General features: G+C 73.4%; 12 protein-coding genes. 4 read left to right on the top strand and 8 right to left on the bottom strand.

What is annotated here, in order from left to right; translation table 11 throughout:
• Window positions 1–39: 39 nt before the first annotated feature.
• On the top strand, window positions 40–306 hold the full coding sequence (rpsT, locus tag ACFYOP_RS02040; RefSeq protein ID WP_356889904.1) for a 30S ribosomal protein S20: 267 nt from the start codon (window positions 40–42) through the stop codon (window positions 304–306).
• A 266-nt stretch (window positions 307–572) separates the two neighbouring features.
• On the opposite strand, the gene holA is transcribed toward rpsT, so the two are convergent.
• From holA to ACFYOP_RS02025, 3 genes are all read right to left on the bottom strand, one after another.
• On the bottom strand, window positions 573–1,556 hold the full coding sequence (holA, locus tag ACFYOP_RS02035; RefSeq protein ID WP_356889902.1) for a DNA polymerase III subunit delta: 984 nt from the start codon (window positions 1,554–1,556) through the stop codon (window positions 573–575).
• A 127-nt stretch (window positions 1,557–1,683) separates the two neighbouring features.
• The gene (locus tag ACFYOP_RS02030) at window positions 1,684–1,929 is read right to left on the bottom strand and encodes a hypothetical protein (RefSeq protein ID WP_356889900.1); all 246 of its coding nucleotides are present in this window, start codon (window positions 1,927–1,929) and stop codon (window positions 1,684–1,686) included.
• 64 nt (window positions 1,930–1,993) lie between these two features.
• A complete protein-coding gene (locus ACFYOP_RS02025; RefSeq protein ID WP_356889898.1) occupies window positions 1,994–2,860 on the bottom strand; it encodes an arylamine N-acetyltransferase in 867 nt (288 codons plus the stop codon).
• 123 nt (window positions 2,861–2,983) lie between these two features.
• On the opposite strand from ACFYOP_RS02025, the gene ACFYOP_RS02020 reads away from it, so the two are divergent.
• Window positions 2,984–3,439, top strand: a complete 456-nt coding sequence (locus ACFYOP_RS02020; protein ID WP_356889896.1) for a pyridoxamine 5'-phosphate oxidase family protein — start codon at window positions 2,984–2,986, stop codon at window positions 3,437–3,439.
• Between the two features lie 94 nt (window positions 3,440–3,533).
• Here ACFYOP_RS02020 and ACFYOP_RS02015 read toward each other — a convergent pair whose 3' ends face one another.
• The 5 genes from ACFYOP_RS02015 to leuS form a co-directional block, all read right to left on the bottom strand.
• Complete coding sequence (locus ACFYOP_RS02015) at window positions 3,534–6,152, bottom strand: ComEC/Rec2 family competence protein (protein ID WP_356889894.1); 2,619 nt, start codon at window positions 6,150–6,152, stop codon at window positions 3,534–3,536.
• Window positions 6,149–7,021 carry a ComEA family DNA-binding protein gene (locus ACFYOP_RS02010; RefSeq protein ID WP_356889892.1) on the bottom strand — a complete coding sequence of 291 codons (873 nt, stop codon included), beginning with the start codon at window positions 7,019–7,021 and terminating at the stop codon, window positions 6,149–6,151. Before ACFYOP_RS02010 ends, ACFYOP_RS02015 begins: the two co-directional genes overlap by 4 nt.
• Before the next feature lie 757 nt (window positions 7,022–7,778).
• On the bottom strand, window positions 7,779–8,624 hold the full coding sequence (locus ACFYOP_RS02005) for a DegV family protein (protein ID WP_356889890.1): 846 nt from the start codon (window positions 8,622–8,624) through the stop codon (window positions 7,779–7,781).
• Window positions 8,625–8,792: 168 nt separating this feature from the next.
• Window positions 8,793–9,596: a hypothetical protein gene (locus tag ACFYOP_RS02000; RefSeq protein ID WP_356889888.1), complete on the bottom strand. Its 804-nt coding sequence runs from the start codon at window positions 9,594–9,596 to the stop codon at window positions 8,793–8,795.
• Window positions 9,597–9,709: 113 nt separating this feature from the next.
• Window positions 9,710–12,562, bottom strand: a complete 2,853-nt coding sequence (leuS, locus tag ACFYOP_RS01995) for a leucine--tRNA ligase (RefSeq protein ID WP_356889886.1) — start codon at window positions 12,560–12,562, stop codon at window positions 9,710–9,712.
• Between the two features lie 607 nt (window positions 12,563–13,169).
• Here leuS and ACFYOP_RS01990 point away from each other — a divergent pair.
• Both ACFYOP_RS01990 and ACFYOP_RS01985 read left to right on the top strand, forming a co-directional pair.
• Complete coding sequence (locus ACFYOP_RS01990; RefSeq protein ID WP_356889884.1) at window positions 13,170–14,711, top strand: hypothetical protein; 1,542 nt, start codon at window positions 13,170–13,172, stop codon at window positions 14,709–14,711.
• Window positions 14,708–16,303 (top strand): ferredoxin, encoded by a 1,596-nt coding sequence (locus ACFYOP_RS01985; protein ID WP_356889882.1) that lies wholly within the window; start codon window positions 14,708–14,710, stop codon window positions 16,301–16,303. The genes ACFYOP_RS01990 and ACFYOP_RS01985 overlap by 4 nt, the downstream gene beginning before the upstream one ends.
• Window positions 16,304–16,330: the final 27 nt, after the last annotated feature.

Genomic DNA, 16,330 nt, shown 5'->3' with positions numbered 1-16,330 from the left:
CACGAACTCGAAGATCATCGATCCTGAAAAGGCTCTTTCGTGGCGAACATCAAGTCCCAGATCAAGCGGAACAAGACGAACGAGAAGGCGCGCCTGCGCAACAAGGCCGTCAAGTCCTCGCTCAAGACCGCGATCCGCAAGGCCCGTGAGGCTGTCGCCACCGGCGACGTCCAGCAGGCGACCGTGGCGGCCCGTGCCGCCTCCCGCCAGCTGGACAAGGCCGTCTCCAAGGGCGTCATCCACAAGAACGCCGCCGCCAACAAGAAGTCGGCGCTGGCTTCCAAGGTTGCCACCCTCCAGGGCTGAGCACTGATGTGATCGCCGGAAGGGATGAAGCGGGCCCTCTCATCCGCTCCTGACCGGCACCCTTCAGCGCCGCACGCGGCCTGCGTTCGCCACGCGGGTGCGGCGCACCCAGCTTGAAGCGAAGGCCCCGAGCCACCGTCCTTCCCCAGGACGACCGGCCCGGGGCCTTCGTCGTGGACGGACGGCACGGGGCCTTCGTCGTGGACGGACGGCACGGGGGCGGGGTGAGGTGGGGACGGGGCGGTGCGCGCGAGGCCCGGGAGGCCTCAGCGGCGGGAGCGTGCCGCCGTCGCGATCGTCACGACGGCCTTCTCCAGCGCGTACTCCGCGTCGTCGCCGCCGCCCTTGACGCCCGCGTCGGCCGCCGCCACGGCGCGCAGGGCCATCGCCACACCGTCAGGGGTCCAGCCGCGCATCTGCTGACGGACGCGGTCGATCTTCCACGGCGGCATGCCCAGCTCCCGCGCCAGGTCGGCCGGCCGGCCGCCGCGCGCGGAGGACAGCTTGCCGATCGCCCGCACGCCCTGCGCGAGCGCGCTGGTGATCAGCACGGGCGCGACACCGGTCGACAGGGACCAGCGCAGCGCCTCCAGCGCCTCGGCCGCGCGGCCCTCGACCGCCCGGTCGGCGACGTTGAAGCTGGACGCCTCCGCACGGCCCGTGTAGTAACGGCCGACGATCGCCTCGTCGATGGTGCCCTCGACGTCCGCGGTCAGCTGCGACACCGCCGAGGCCAACTCCCGCAGATCGCTGCCGATGGCGTCGACGAGGGCCTGGCACGCCTCCGGCGTGGCGGACCTGCCCGCCGCGCGGAACTCCGACCGCACGAAGGTGAGCCGCTCCCCCGGCTTGGTCGTCTTGGGGCAGGCGACCTCGCGCGCTCCCGCCTTGCGGACCGCGTCCAGCAGGCCCTTGCCCTTGGCGCCGCCGGGATGCAGCAGGACGAGGGTGATCTCCTCGACGGGGGCGAGCAGATACGCCTTCACGTCCTTGATCGTGTCGGCGGACAGGTCCTGTGCGTTGCGCACCACCACGACCTTGCGCTCGGCGAAGAGCGACGGGCTGGTCAGCTCGGCGAGCGTGCCGGGCTGCAACTGGTCGGCGGTCAGGTCCCGTACGTCCGTGTCCGCGTCGGCGGCCCGCGCCGCCGCCACGACCTGCTGGACGGCGCGGTCGAGAAGCAGATCCTCCTGGCCCACGGCGAGTGTGACGGGGGCGAGCGGATCGTCGGTCGAGTTCTTGGTGGCCATCGCGCTCCAGCATCCCACGCGCCACCGACAGTCCTGTCGGCACGGCAACCGAGGACGCGTGCCGCACGAGCGGCGGGCGGTCGGTGCGCCCGGGCGCCGAACGGCCCACGCGGCTCGGCACTGGCGGTCAGTGCGCCTCGCGCCACCCGTCCCAGGCGGCGACGAAGTCGTCGAGCTCGGCGGCGTCCAGACTGCCGTCCGGGTCCTCGACGACCACCAGCCACTGCGCGTCCTCGGCGTCGTCCTCGCCGGCCAGCGCGTCCCGTACCAGCTGGGGCTCCTCGGGTACCTTGAAGCGGTCGCCGATCGTCTCGGCCACCTCCTCGGCGGCGTCACGGTCGGGCAGCACCAGCACATGTCTCACATCGCTCACCGCAACATTGTGCCGGTGGCCCGGGGTACGTCCCCCTTGCCCCCACCGGCCCGGAGGCGCCGGGTCAGTTCTTCGCCGCCGCCCGCACCTCCGGCACCCGGTCGAGTTCGAGGCCGAAGTGCTTCCGGTAGGCGGCGAGCACCTCCGCGTCGGTCTCCAACGGCCGCTCCCGGCGCTCCCGGCCCTCCGTGGTGACGAGTTTGCGACCGCTCAAGGTGATCCTCCCGTCTGCCGTGAGCAGGGAGCACACCAGCGACTTGGTGAAGTGGGACGCGGGCGAGGTCCGGTGATACCAGGCTCCCGCCTCGAAGTCGGCGAGCTCACGCGGCCTGGTGTCGAGCCGGAACTGCCGCTTGCCGTCCCGGAGCAGGTCGAGGTCCCCGTCGCCCGCCTCGACGAGACGGAAGGTCCCCGCCGGATCGGACTGGTCGCCCCGCTCGTCGAGGAGCAGCGGGTGGTGGCTGTGATCACCGAACCCGACGTCGGCCAGCCACGGCCCCGTCCCGTCCTCGGTCTCCACGCGCAGCGTCAGGTGGTCGTACGGGATGCCCAGCCGCCCGCCGTCGCCGAACACCCTGGCCTGGAGCAGCGTCACACCGAAGCCGAGACCGCGCAGCAACGCGGCGAAGGCCCCGTTGAGTTCGTAGCAGAACCCGCCGCGCCGGGCGCCGACGATCTTCTCGAGCAGCGGGCCGTCCGCCAGTACGAGAGGCTCGCCGCGATGGACGGAGAGATTCTCGAACGGCACGGACAGCAGATGCCGCAGCTGAAGGTCCCTGAGCGCATTGGCACCGGCACGCTCGGGCCGCCCGGCGCCGATGCGCGCGAGGTACGCGTCGACGTCCTGCGGTGAGGGGGCCGGCGGCGCCTTCGCGGCGGAGGCCGACGGGGACGGGCTCGAGGCGGACGGTGGCGACGGACGTGCACTCATACGTGCAGTCTGCCCACCGCCTCCACCGCCCGGCCAGACGTCGTTGGTCCTGGTCCCCAGGTCGGAGGCCACTCCGCCCTCCGCCCGACGCGCCACCGCCCGGCGGCCCCTAGCGTGCCTGTCATGATCACTCAGGAACCGGCGCGCAGCCGGCAGGAGCGCCGCCGGGACACACTCGGCCGACTCGCCCAGGACGAGGACGCCTGGGTCGCCACAGCGTCCGCGGACGGACACCCGTGTCTCGTGCCTCTCTCCTTCCTCTGGGACGGCACTTCCCTGCTGATGTGCACCCGGCGCACCAACCCGACCGCCCGCAACGTGACCCCACGGGGCGAGGCCGCGGTGACCCTCGGCCACACCCGTGACGTCGTGCATGTCGAAGGTCCGGCCGAGGTCGTCGAAGGGTCCGCGCTGGCGGCCGAGGCCGCGGACGCCTTCGCCGCGAAGCTGGACTGGGACCCGAGGGACCGGGAGCCCTGGGTATATCTGCGGATCACCCCCCGTGTCGTCAAGGCATGGCGTGAGGAGAACGAGCTGAAGGACCGGCTGATCATGGCCGACGGCCGCTGGCTGGACTGACCCGCGGCGCGGCGGCCGCCCTCGGGGCGCGGGGCCTTCGGCGGTTCCGGCTTCCAGGACCCTCGACGCGCGCTCCACCATTCCGCGCTCCCGGTCAGGCGGCGCCGCGGGCCACCGCCCGGAGATCGGACCCGGCGCCCGTCACCGCGATCGCTCCGTCCCGGTCCGTGCGCAGCACCAGCGCCCCCTGGGCCCGCAGCGCGCCGACCGTGCGGGGTGCCGGGTGTCCGTACGGGTTGTCCCGGCCGCATGAGATGAGCGCCAGCCGGGGCCTGGCTCCGGCGAGGAGGCCGGGGTCCTGGTAGGCCGATCCGTGGTGGGCCACCTTGAGCACGTCGACGGCGGGCAGCGCGGGGTGGGCGCGTATCAGCCGTCGCTGCGACGGTGGTTCCAGGTCTCCGAGGAGCAGCATCGACAGGCCGCCCGCGGCCCGGACGAGCAGGGCGACGCTGGCGTCGTTCGGGCCTTCCGGGTCGGCGCCCCGTGACAGGTCGGGCCACAGGACCTGCCAGGTCAGCTGTCCCGCCCTGCGCCGCTCCCCCGGTATCGCCTGGATCACCGGCACTTCCGCCGCGGCCGCCGTACGCCGTACGAACTCGGCCTGCCAGCGCGGTTCTTCGAACGTGGTCGTCTGGATGGCGCCGACCGCCCGGCCGCGCAACACCCCGGCGAGGCCGGCGACATGGTCGGCGTGGAAGTGCGTGACCAGCAGCAACGGCACCTGTGTGACGCCCAGTTCGCTCAGGCACCGGTCGGTGAGCTGCGGGTCGGGTCCCGCGTCGACGACCACGGCCGTGCCGTCTCCGGCCGCCAGAACCATGGCATCACCCTGGCCCACGTCGCACATCACCAGTGCCCAGTCGGGAGGCGGCCAGCCGGTGAGCCTCGCGGTGAGCGGCGCCGGGCGCACCACGACGAGCACGAGCAGGAGCGCGCAGAGGGCGGTCGCCCACGGATGCCGCGTCAGCCGCCGGACGACGAGAAGCGCCACCGCGGTGAGTGCCGCGAGCAGCAGCCCGCCGCGCCAGCCGCCCGGCCAGTCGATCTGGGCGCCAGGCAGGGCCGCCCCGGTGCGCGCCACGGCAGCGATCCAGCCGGCCGGCCACCCGGCGCAGCGGGCCAGCAGCTCCGCGACCGGTATGGCGACGGGCGCCACGGCCAGGGTCGCGAAACCGAGGACCGTCGCCGGGGCCACGGCCAGTTCGGCGGCCAGGTTGCAGGGGATGGCCACCAGGCTGACCCTGGCGGCGAACACGGCCACCACCGGGGCGCAGACCGCCTGCGCGGCGGCGGCCGCGGCCAGCGCCTCGGCGAGCCTGGGAGGCACCCGGCGCCGCTGGAGCGCCTCGCTCCAGCGGGGACCGATGGTGAGCAGGGCCCCGGTGGCCAGGACGGAGAGCAGAAAGCCGTAACTCCGGGCCAGCCACGGGTCGTACAGCAGGAGCAGCAGGGCTGCGGCCGCCAGCGCCGGGACGAGCGATCTGCGCCGGCCGGTGCCGATGGCCAGCAGGGTGATGAGTCCGCAGGCCGCCGCCCGCAGCACGCTGGGCTCCGGTCGGCAGACGACCACGAAGGCGAGCGTGAGCACCCCGCCGAGCAGTGCCGTTCCGCGCAGGGTGATGCCCAGGCGGGGTGCCAGGCCCCGCCGTTCGGCCAGCAGAGCTCTGCCGGGCGGTCCGATGAGCAGGATGAGGACGATGGTGAGGTTGCTTCCGGAAACAGCAAGAAGGTGGGTCAGGTCCGTCGCCTCGAACGCGTTCTGCAGGTCGGCGGGGATGCGTGAGGTGTCGCCGACGACCAGTCCCGGCAGCAGCGCGCGGGCGTCGGGGGCCAGACCGTCCGTCGCCTCGCGCAGTCCGGCGCGCAGGTCACCGGCCGTACGCTGCAGGGCGGTCGGCGGGGCGGTGATCCGTGGTGGGCCGCTGTCGGCTCGCAGCACGGCGGCGAAGGGGTCGTCCGTGCGCAGCGGCGGGGCGAGGCGCCCGCCCACCGTCAGCCGTGTGGAGGGCAGGAGCTGCCAGGCCGTCTCCTCTTCGCCGGGGGACACGAGGAGCAGGACGGGCGTACGGGTTGCGGTGACGGCGCCCCCGGCCACGCTGACCCGTGTCGCCTCCGCGTTCAGTACGAGGGCCGCGGGAGCCGTCCGGGCGCCCACGACCTTGGGGCTGGTGGGCCGCGGGTCGGAGGTGACGGTCAGCTCGACCGTGACGCGCGCGTGCCGCTCGGCCAGACCGGGCAGCGGCCCCCGTCGCAGATCCGCCCCATGGAGCCCGGCGGACACGGCACCGGCAGCCGCGCACACCAACGCGGCGACGAGCGCCGTGGCGCCCGGACGCCACCGCTGCGAACGGCCTCCCGGAGTGCGCGCCGACCCCGGTGAGGCGGCCGGCCCCACGTGGCCTGCCGAACCGGGCCCGCTGCCCCCGCCAACGCGGCCGACCCGGCGTACGCGGCGGTCCCGGTGGGTCCCGCCGAGCCCAGCGTCCCGACGACGCCGTGCCGCTGCCGCCCACAGCGGCAGCAGCGCCGCAGCGGCGAGACAGGCCGCCACACCAGCTGCCGTCCACTGGCCCGGCGCCCCCAGCGCGAGTGCCGACGCCAGCCAGGTGGCCAGTGCGGGCGGGACGAGCCGCAGATCGGTCGGGCCCTCCTGACGCGGGTCGGCCGCGCCCAGCCTGTGCCCCGTCCCGGCGTGGGCCGCCACCCCGGTCATGGCCGCACCAGATTCCGCAGCACCTCGAACCGGCGGTCGCCGATTCCGTTGACGTCGCGCAGTTCGTCGACCGACCGGAAGCCGCCGTTCTGCGTGCGGTGGTCGAGGATGTGCTGCGCGAGCACCGGGCCCACTCCGGGCAACGTCTCCAACTGGTCCGCCGTGGCCGAGTTGAGGCTGATCGGCCCGGCAGGGGCGCCTGCCCCCGGCCCGGTGCCGGAACCGCCCGGTGCCGGCGGTGCCGGGCCGCCGACGACGACCTGTTCACCGTCCATCAGCACCCGTGCCCGGTTGAGCCCCGTCAGGTCGGTGCCTGCCTTGACGCCACCGGCCGCCGCGAGCGCGTCGGCGACCCGCGAACCGGCGGGCAGTTCGAGCACCCCCGGCCGGCGCACCTTGCCACTCACGTCGACGACGATCGCGGCAGCCCGCTCAGGTCCCGCGACCGGTGGCCCCGGCGAGGGGGACGGATCCGCCGCCGGCCCGGACCGCGGCTGGGCAGCGCCGTGCTGAACCAGTTCCGGGGCGTGCAGCGGCTGCGGCCGGCCGGACCAGAAGTGCTGCGCCGCGAAGACAGCCGCCGCCACGAGGACGACGGCCAGAGCTGCGAGTGTCTTCGGCTCGAGCCCGCACCGGAGCTGGACCCACACCGGCAGCCGGTCACGCAGAGCGAGCCGGATGTGCGGGAGCGGCCTGTCCCCCGGTCTGCCCCTGCCCCTGTCCGTGCCCGTGTCCGTGTCCGTGCCCGTGCCCGTGTCCGTGTCCGTGCCCGTGTCCGTGCCCGTGCCCGTGTCCGTGTCCGTGCCCGTGTCCGTGCCCGTGTCGGGCGCTGCCGCTCCTGCCGGGCCCCGGGCTTCGCTGCCGGGCACCACAGGCGCCGCTCCTGCCGTGCCCCCGCCATCGCCCGCAGGCACCGCAGGCGGCCGTGCCCCGCCGGCCGGTTCCGGTGGCCCGCCCGACCCGGCCCCTCGTACCCGGCCGCCGGAGCCGTTTCGGCCCGGGCCGGTGCCCGCCCCCGCCCGCCGTCCCCCGAGGGGCGTGGGTGGGCGTGCGGACACCGGCGCGGAGGCGGGAGAGGACGGACCGGTCTCAGGCTGTCCTGACGCCACGCCCGCAGCCGCTCCCGCAGCCTCCCCCGCTACCCCGCCCACGGCCCGCGGACCCGGCCCGAACAGGGCGTCGGCCCGCCGCCGCAAGGTGGCTGCCTCTGCCGTCGGCGCACGTCCGCCGCGCAGGCGAACGGCCCGTAGGCCACGGCCGTTCTCGCCGGCGCCCCGTCGGGGACTGACGCCTCCACCGATGCCTGGCGTCACCGCGGGCGCCGGTCCCCGTGCGCGCAGCGGCTCGGGCCCGTGCCCGGGTCCGTCAATGGGCCCGTACACCGGCGCGTAAACGCGCTCGTGCCGGCGGAGACGGCCGTGAACGCGGCCGTGGCCGTGGCGGGCACGGCTGTCGGAGGCCGGGGCGCGGCCCGGGCCACTGGTTGCGGTACGTGATCGAAGAGCCATGTCACAGGACGGTAGGCACCAGCGCCCGAACCCGCTGAGACGTCCCGATTTCAGTGGATAACAAGCCCGTTGTGGGCAACTCGGCCACCCTGACGGGTGACCACAGGGGCCGGCTTCCTCAGCGCGCCGAGACCACGACGCCCAGCAGACCCGGTCCGGTGTGCGCCCCGATCACCGCGCCCACCTCGCTGACATGCAGCTCTGCCAGGCCCGGCACGCGCTCGCGCAGCCGGTCCGCGAGTGCCGCGGCCCGCTCCGGGGCCGCGAGGTGGTGAACCGCAATGTCGACCGGGGCGGTGCCGGCACGTTCGGCGGCGATCTCCTCGAGCCGGGCGATGGCCCGCGACGCCGTACGCACGCGCTCGAGCATGTCGATGCGGCCTCCGGTCAGTTGGAGCAGGGGCTTCACGGCGAGCGCGGAGCCGAGCAGCGCCTGTGCCGCACCGATCCGGCCGCCGCGGCGCAGGTAGTCGAGCGTGTCGACGTAGAAGTACGCGGACGTGCCTTCCGCCCGTTTCTCCGCCGCGGCCACCGCCTCGTCCAGCGAGCCACCCGCCTCCGACACCTCCGCGGCCGCGAGCGCGCAGAACCCGAGGGCCATGGCGATCATTCCGGTGTCGACGACCCGCACCGGCACGGGCGCGTCCTTGGCGGCCAGCACGGCCGCGTCGTACGTCCCGGACAGTTCGGCGGAGAGGTGCAGCGAGACGATTCCCGTGGCCCCGGCGTCGGCAGCGGTGCGGTACGCCTGGCTGAACATCTCCGGGCTGGGACGGGACGTCGTCACCGAGCGCCGCTTCTGCAGGGCGGTCGCCAGCGAGCGGGCCGAGATCTCGGTGCCCTCCTCCAGCGCCTGGTCACCGAGGACGACGGTCAGCGGCACGGCCGTGATGGAGTGCCGCTCCATCGCCGGCGGCGGCAGGTGGGCCGTTGAATCGGTGACGATCGCGACATGGCGGGACATGAGCGGGAGGTTACCCGCAGGCGACGCCGTACGGCAGCCCGACCCTGCCCCGGACGCGACGCGCCGTACGGTCGGCGGCACCCGCCCCCACCCGATGCGGGGACGCCGTGTGCCGGACGGCCGCCCGGCCACCTCGCGCGAGGCGCGGGATGTCCGGGCCGCGACGCGTCAGTTCGTGGTCTCCGGCCGGGCGGTCTTCTGCCACGGATAGGTCGTCGCCTCCCGTGGATCCCGGGCGGTGATCGCCTGGGGCCGGTCCTGCGCCCCCGGCTCCGCACCCGCCTCGGACTCCGATGCCGCCGGCCACGTCTGGGTGGCGCCCGGTCCGGCCCCGGCCGGCTCCGGGACTTCCGAGTCCGGCGCCTGCGGCCATGCCGAGGCCCCGGCGCCCGCGGCGGCCCTGCTCTCCGCGTCTGCCGAACCGTCCGTGGTCGACCAGTGCCGCAGCGCCCCCGCCTCCATGTCGATCTGCGCGCTCAGCGCGTCGAGGTCGCCCTCGGCGAACTTCTGCGCCCGGTCCCGTGCCGCCCAGCGCAGCGCCTCCGCGGAGCGCGTGACCTGTTCCGTGCGCTCGCGCAGCCCCGGCATCAGCGAGGAGACCTTGGCCCGGTCAGGCTCGCGCTCGAGCCTCCTGAGCTCGTCGTCCAGCTCTCGTCCGTGCGCGCTGAGCCGCTGGAAGAGGGCCAGGGACTCGGAGAGCGAAGCGTCCTCCGCGACCCCCGCGTTCAGCGTGTCCTGGGTCGCCCGCATCGACGTACGCAGCTTCAGCCGCAGCTGGGCGAGCTCGCCGACCACGCCGGTCTGCCCGTAGCTCTTGGCGCGCAGCGCGGTCTCCTCCACCGTCCGCCGCGCCTGGGTGACGGTGCGCTCGACGCCGCGCTTGGCGGCACGCACGGCCTTCACGCTCACGTACACCCCCAGCGCCACGAAGGCGAAGAAGAGCAGCGCGAGAATCGTGATCACGGCTTCCATGTGCGCCCTCCGGCGTCGTGTGTGTCCTTCCACCGTAAACGGAACGGGCAGGCCGTAGGTTCCGGCGGAACCCCCAACCTGCCCGTAGGGGAAGCCCCCGACAGCTCTGTCCGCTACGCGGGCACGATGTTGACCAGCTTGGGCGCCCGCACGATCACCTTGCGGATCCCCGCGCCGCCCAGGGCCGTGACGACGGGCTCGGCGCCCAGCGCCAGTGTCTCCAGCTCCTCGTCGGTGATCGACGGGGCGACCTCCAGGCGGGCCTTGACCTTGCCCTTGATCTGCACGACGCAGGTGACGGTCTCGTCCACCACGTACGCCGGGTCGGCGACCGGGAAGTCCTGGTGGACGACCGACTCGGTGTGGCCCAGCTTGCGCCACAGCTCCTCCGCGACGTGCGGGGCCAGCGGTGCCACCAGCAGCACCAGGCTCTCGGCCACGGACCGCGGCACCGGGCCGCCCGTCTTCGTCAGGTAGTTGTTCAGCTCGGTGATCTTGGCGATGGCGGTGTTGAAACGCATGGCCGCCATGTCCTGCGAGACACCGTCGACGGCCTTGTGCAGGGCGCGCAGCGTCGCCTCGTCCGGCTCGCCGTCGACGACCGTGACCTCGCCGGTCGCCTCGTCGACGACATTGCGCCACAGCCGCTGCAGCAGCCGGTACTGGCCGACGACGGCGCGGGTGTCCCACGGCCGGGAGACGTCCAGGGGGCCCATCGCCATCTCGTACAGACGCAGCGTGTCGGCACCGTACTCGGCACAGATCTCGTCGGGGGTGACGGCGTTCTTCAGGGACTTGCCCATCTTGCCCAGCTCGCGCTTGACCGGCTCGCCGTCGAAGTAGAACTTGCCGTCCCGCTCCTCCACCTCGGTGGCGGTGACGGGGAAGCCGCGCTCGTCGCGGTAGACGTACGCCTGGATCATGCCCTGGTTGTACAGCTTGTGGAACGGCTCGACGGACGAGACGTGCCCCAGGTCGAACAGGACCTTGGACCAGAAACGGGCGTACAGCAGGTGCAGCACCGCGTGCTCGGCACCGCCGACGTACAGGTCGACGCCGCCGTGCGGCTGTCCTTCGCGCGGCCCCATCCAGTACTGCTCGATGTCGGGGGCGACCAGCCGCTCGCTGTTGTGCGGGTCCAGGTAGCGCAGTTCGTACCAGCAGGAACCGGCCCAGTTGGGCATGGTGTTGGTCTCGCGGCGGTAGCGCTTGGTGCCGTCGCCCAGGTCCAGCTCGACGTTGACCCAGTCCTCGTTGCGGGACAGCGGCGTCTCGGGCTGGGTGTCCGCGTCGTCGGGGTCGAAGGTGCGCGGCGAGTAGTCGTCGACCTCCGGCAGCTCCAGCGGCAGCATCGACTCGGGCAGCGCGTGCGCGACGCCGTCCTCGTCGTAGACGATCGGGAAGGGCTCGCCCCAGTAGCGCTGACGGCTGAACAGCCAGTCGCGCAGCCGGAAGTTGACCGTGCCCTCGCCGATGCCCTTGTCCGTCAGCCAGGCGGTGATCCTCGCCTTGGCCTCGGCGACGTCCAGACCGTCCAGTGAGATCTCGTCGTTGGCGGAGTTGATGGCGGGGCCCTGCCCGGTGAACGCCTCCCCCTCCCAGCCCTCCGGCGGCCGCACGGTGCGGACGATGGGCAGCTCGAAGGCCTCCGCGAACTCCCAGTCGCGCTCGTCCTGTCCGGGGACGGCCATGATGGCGCCGGTGCCGTAGCCCATCAGGACGTAGTCGGCGACGAAGACGGGGATCCGCTCGCCGGTGACCGGGTTCACGGCGTACGAGCCGGTGAAGACGCCGGTCTTGTCCTTGTGCTCGGTCTGGCGCTCGACGTCGCTCTTCGTCTGGGCCTGCTTGCGGTAGGCGGCGACGGCCTCCGCGGGAGTCGCGGCGCCGCCGGTCCACGCCTCCTTGACGCCCTCGGGCCACTCGGCCGGGACGATGGAGTCGATCAGGCCGTGCTCGGGCGCCAGGACCATGTAGGTGGCGCCGAACAGGGTGTCGGGGCGGGTCGTGAAGACGGTGATCCGTGCGCCGTCGTGGCCGTCGACCGCGAAGTCGACGCGGGCGCCCTCTGAGCGGCCGATCCAGTTGCGCTGCTGCAGCTTGATGGCCTCCGGCCAGTCCAGCGCGTCCAGGTCGTCCAGCAGCCGGTCGGCGTAGGCGGTGATGCGCATGTTCCACTGGCGCAGCTTGGCCTTGAAGACGGGGAAGTTGCCGCGCTCGGAGCGGCCGTCGGAGGTGACCTCCTCGTTGGCCAGGACGGTGCCCAGGCCGGGGCACCAGTTGACCGGCGCGTCGGAGGCGTACGCCAGGCGGTAGTCACTCAGGACGCCGGCGCGCTCGACGGCGCTCAGGTCGGTCCAGGACTGCCCGGAGGGAACGTCGCGCTCCCCGCTCTCGAACTGGGCGACCAGCTCGTGGATCGGGCGGGCCCTCTTCGCCTCCTGGTCGTACCAGGAGTTGAAGATCTGCACGAAGATCCACTGGGTCCACTTGTAGTAGTCCGGGTCGATCGTCGCGAACGACCGGCGGTTGTCGTGCCCCAGGCCCAGCCGGCGCAGCTGCGCCTTCATGTTCTCCATGTTCGCCTCGGTCGACACGCGCGGGTGCGTGCCGGTCTGCACGGCGTACTGCTCGGCCGGCAGGCCGAAGGCGTCGAAGCCCAGGGTGTGCAGGACGTTGTGCCCGCTCATGCGCTGGTGGCGGGCGAAGACGTCGGTCGCGATGTACCCCAGCGGGTGACCGACGTGCAGGCCCGCGCCCGACGGGTAGGGGAACATGTCCATGATGAACTTCTTGGGCTTCGCCACCTGGGCGGGGTCCCCCGCCAGGTCGCCGCTCGGGTTGGGCGCCTCATAGATGCCCTCGGCGTCCCAGAAGTCCTGCCAGCGTGCCTCGATGTCGGCCGCCATGGCGGCCGTGTAACGATGCGGGGCCGCTGTCTCAGCAGCCGAGTTCATCTCGCTCATGATCCTTAAAGCTCCATCGATCGTCTTCGCCGACTGCCAGCCGATTCACGTACCAGGGGAAATGAAAAATCCCCTCGCACAGGAGGGGACGCCGCGCCGATTCCGACCGGATTTCTCATCCGTCGGGACTGATCAGCGCGGCTCGCTAAGCAGAAGGCGTACGGCACGCATGGCGTCAGGGTACCGCAGCGGAGGAACCGTCCGCAGAGGTATCCACACCGAGCCGCTTCCCGACCGTATCCGAGCGATTACGGCCGATTCCGGACCGCTGTCAACCGCTCCCGTCGCGCCACCCGACGCCGCTGTCGACCGCTCCCGTCGCGCCGCCCGACGCCGCAGCGGCGGGTTCCGGCCGTCACGGATGATCAAGCGGTCCGGGTTACTTCGCGTATCGACCCCATCCAGGGCAACCCCCAAGTCAGTTGTGCTCACTTCACCGCAATAAACCTCGAAACCTCGTACCGCTTGGTATGGGTCGACCTAGAGTGCGTCAACGGGACAGCCTTCCCGCACCATTCGGAGTCGCCCCATGAACCCTCGTCTCAAGATGCGTTTGCCGTCCGGTCCGGACCGCGGAGTCAGCCGCCAGGTGCAAGGCGGCGTCTCCGTGGCCGCGTTGGTGCTCCTGCCCCTGCTCGCCGTCGGAGGCGGCGACAGTTTCCGCGCCATGCTCGACTTCACCACCGGAGTCCTCTCCCTGGTGTCGCTCACCGCGTCCGTCGCGTGGGGTCTCCTCGCCACCGACAGACTGCTGTTCTCCCCGCGCCACCGTCTGCTCGCCCAGGGCATCCACCGGGTGACCGCCATCGCCTCGCTCGGCTTCCTCCTGCTGCACGCCACGGTGAAGGTGTCGCTCGGGCATGTGTCGCTGCTCGGAGCCCTGATCCCCTTCGGCCTGGGCGTGACCGGCACGGAGGCGCTGATCGGCTTCGGCTCACTGGCGGGCTTCCTGATGGTGGTGGCCGGCACGACCGGCGCCCTGCGCAGCGCACTGGCGGGCAACATCAAGGTCGCCGGCCGCTGGCGGCCGCTGCACATGCTGGCCTACCCGGCCTGGTGCCTCGCCCTCGTCCACGGCCTCTACACCGGCCGCCCGGCCGCGACCTGGGTCGTGACCATGTACTGCCTGGCCCTCGCCGGAGTCGCCGCCGCGCTCGCGGTCCGTCTGCTGCCGCGCCCCGTGCAGCGCCGCATCGCAGAAAGGATCATGCAGCTGACCGGCGGCGACGGAGCCGACCGGCCCGCGGCCGCGGACGAGCAGGCACAGCGGGACCTCAGCACCGCGCCGCTCCCCGGCATCGGCGCGATGAACGGGACGGGCCGCCCGACCGTACCCGCAGGCATGGACCGCATGGACCGTATGGAGCGCATGACCGGCACAGGGAACGGCGTGCCGTCGCAGCGCCCGTACGAGCAGGACTTCCAGCCGCCCCTGGGCCAGGCGCGTGCTCAGCCCCCGAGGCTCGCCGCGCCCTCCCCGCAGCTCTACGAGGCGCCCCGGCCACAGGAGGAGGAGCCGGCCGCCGCGCCGGACGGCGTCACCGCCGGCGGCCGCGGCACCGGCATGGCCGCGGCCTACCGCGCCGTGTCGCTGGCCGGCGATCCGCAGCCCCCGCTCGCCGAGCGGGTGCCGATGACCGAGGAGATACCCGTGGTCTCGGAGACGGGACCGCCGGCGGGCAGCTGGCCGACGCCTTCGCCGCCGCTGCCGGCGCAGTCCGTACGGCCCGACCCGGCGGCGCCCCTCAACGACACCCCGCCCCCGCCGCTCTACGACGCCGCCCCCTCGTACGACCCGCCCGCGGCGCCGTACGGCGGTTCCGCCGCGTACGACACGCCGTCCCCGTACGACACCGGCGCGATCCCTGACTACGAGACGGGCAGCGTCCCGGCCTACGACACGGGCGGCCTCCCCGCGTACGACACCGGCGGCGCCGCCCCCTCCCCCGGATACGACACCGCATACGACACCGCATACGGCACCGCGTACGGCGCCTCGCCGTCCGATCCCCTGAACCCCTACGACGACCGGCCGTCCTACGACACCGGCGCGCTCCCCCCGTACGACGAGACAGCACCACTGCCAGGCCCGCTCTTCCAGCCCCCGGCCGGAGAGCCCTGGCACGCACCAGCAGGAGAACGACCGTGAATGCGCCCCTCCCCGACGTCCCCGAGGTCCGCGTCGTCGGCCTTCCCCAGCTCACCCAGGGGTTCGACCTGGTCGAGCGCCTCGACCTGTCCATGCATCTGAAGGTGCACGGACCGCTGGAGCCGGTGAGCGGCGAACGGCTCGCACAGCTCGCGGAGGACATATCCCTCACCGGCCGCGGTGGCGCGGGCTTCCCCTTCGGCAAGAAGCTGCGGGCCGTCGCCAAGTCCGCGATCCGGCGCGGCATCCGGCCGGTGGTCGTCGTCAACGGCAGCGAGGGCGAGCCCGCCTGCCGCAAGGACACGGTGCTGCTGAACCGCGCGCCGCATCTGATCCTCGACGGCGCGCTGCTCGCCGCGGAGGCGCTCGGCGCCCGGACCCTCGTCGTCGCGGTCACCCGCAACTCGACCGAGATCTCGATGCGCGCCGCGCTCGCCGAACGCGGTCTCTCGGACCGCCGCGGCCAGGCCCTGCGGGCCAGAGTGGTCCGCACGCCGGAGCGCATGGTCTCCGGCGAGGCCTCCTCCGTCATCCGGGCCGTCAACGGCGGTCCCGCGCTGCCGCCCGGCCGCCGTGTGCGCGCCGCGGAGACCGGCGTCGGCGGGGCTCCGACGCTGCTGTCGAACGCGGAGACGTTCGCACAGCTCGCCGTCGCCGCCCGGATCGGCGCCCGCCGCTACAGCCACACCGGTCTCGACACCGAGCCCGGCACGGTCCTGCTCACGATCTCCGGGGCGGTCGCCCGCCCGATGGTCGTCGAGGTGCCGACGGGCGTGCCGCTGCGCTACGTGCTCCAGCTGGCCGGTGCGCCGCCCGAGCCGCAGGGCGTCCTGACGGGCGGCTACCACGGCAACTGGATCGACGCGGCCGCCGTCCACGAAGCCGTGGTGTCCAAGGAGTCCCTGGCCTCCGTGGGCGGCGCGCTGGGAGCGGGCGCGATCCTGCCGATCGGCCCGGAGACCTGTCCGCTCGGCGAGGCGCTGCGGGTGGCGAACTGGCTGGCCGCGGAGACCGCCGGACAGTGCGGCCCCTGCAAGCTCGGGCTGCCCGCCGCGGCCGGCGGGCTGGCCGATGTGATGAACGGCGGCGGCCCCGCGGCCCTGGAGGCGCTGCGCGAGGTCACCCAGGCCGTCAAGGGCCGTGGCGCGTGCAAGCACCCGGACGGCTCCGCCCGCTTCTTCGCGTCCACCCTGTCCGCGTTCACCGACGACCTCGCCGCGCACGTCCTGCACGGCGGCTGCGGGCGTGCCACGACGGGTGTGCTGCCGCTGCCGCTGCCCGGCTACGAGGAGGCGGAGGAGTCGATCCCGAGCGGCGAGAAGATCTTCGTCGACTGGACGCTCTGTCAGGGCCACGGGCTCTGCGCGGACATCATCCCGGAGCTGATCCGGCTCAACCCCGACGGCTATCCGTCGGTGGCCGACGCGATGGTTCCGGTGCACATGCAGGGACGCGCGCAGCGGGCCGTGCGCCGCTGCCCCGCGCTCGCCATGCGGATCGAGCGGGTCGCCTCCCCGGGCCCGACGCCGCCGCCCGCCCGCGCCGCGCTGCCGAGCAGCAGCCGTAAGGCGCTTGGCAGCGGCCGCGGTTGACGGCGGACGCCCCAAAGGCGAGGCGGG

The organism is Streptomyces sp. NPDC006294, from assembly GCF_042870895.1.
In the GTDB taxonomy this organism is placed as follows: Bacteria; Actinomycetota; Actinomycetes; order Streptomycetales; family Streptomycetaceae; genus Streptomyces.
The sequence above is the reverse complement of the archived record's forward strand: the minus strand, read 5'-3'. Positions and strand labels throughout refer to the sequence as shown.

What these genes read in the sequence shown, in the direction of transcription:
- leuS (WP_356889886.1), bottom strand. Translation starts at nt 12,562, where the DNA reads ATGAGCGAGATGAACTCGGCTGCTGAGACAGCGGCCCCGCATCGTTAC.
- ACFYOP_RS02025 (WP_356889898.1), bottom strand. Translation starts at nt 2,860, where the DNA reads ATGAGTGCACGTCCGTCGCCACCGTCCGCCTCGAGCCCGTCCCCGTCG.
- ACFYOP_RS02000 (WP_356889888.1), bottom strand. Translation starts at nt 9,596, where the DNA reads ATGGAAGCCGTGATCACGATTCTCGCGCTGCTCTTCTTCGCCTTCGTG.
- ACFYOP_RS02020 (WP_356889896.1), top strand. Translation starts at nt 2,984, where the DNA reads ATGATCACTCAGGAACCGGCGCGCAGCCGGCAGGAGCGCCGCCGGGAC.
- ACFYOP_RS02005 (WP_356889890.1), bottom strand. Translation starts at nt 8,624, where the DNA reads ATGTCCCGCCATGTCGCGATCGTCACCGATTCAACGGCCCACCTGCCG.
- ACFYOP_RS02015 (WP_356889894.1), bottom strand. Translation starts at nt 6,152, where the DNA reads ATGACCGGGGTGGCGGCCCACGCCGGGACGGGGCACAGGCTGGGCGCG.
- holA (WP_356889902.1), bottom strand. Translation starts at nt 1,556, where the DNA reads ATGGCCACCAAGAACTCGACCGACGATCCGCTCGCCCCCGTCACACTC.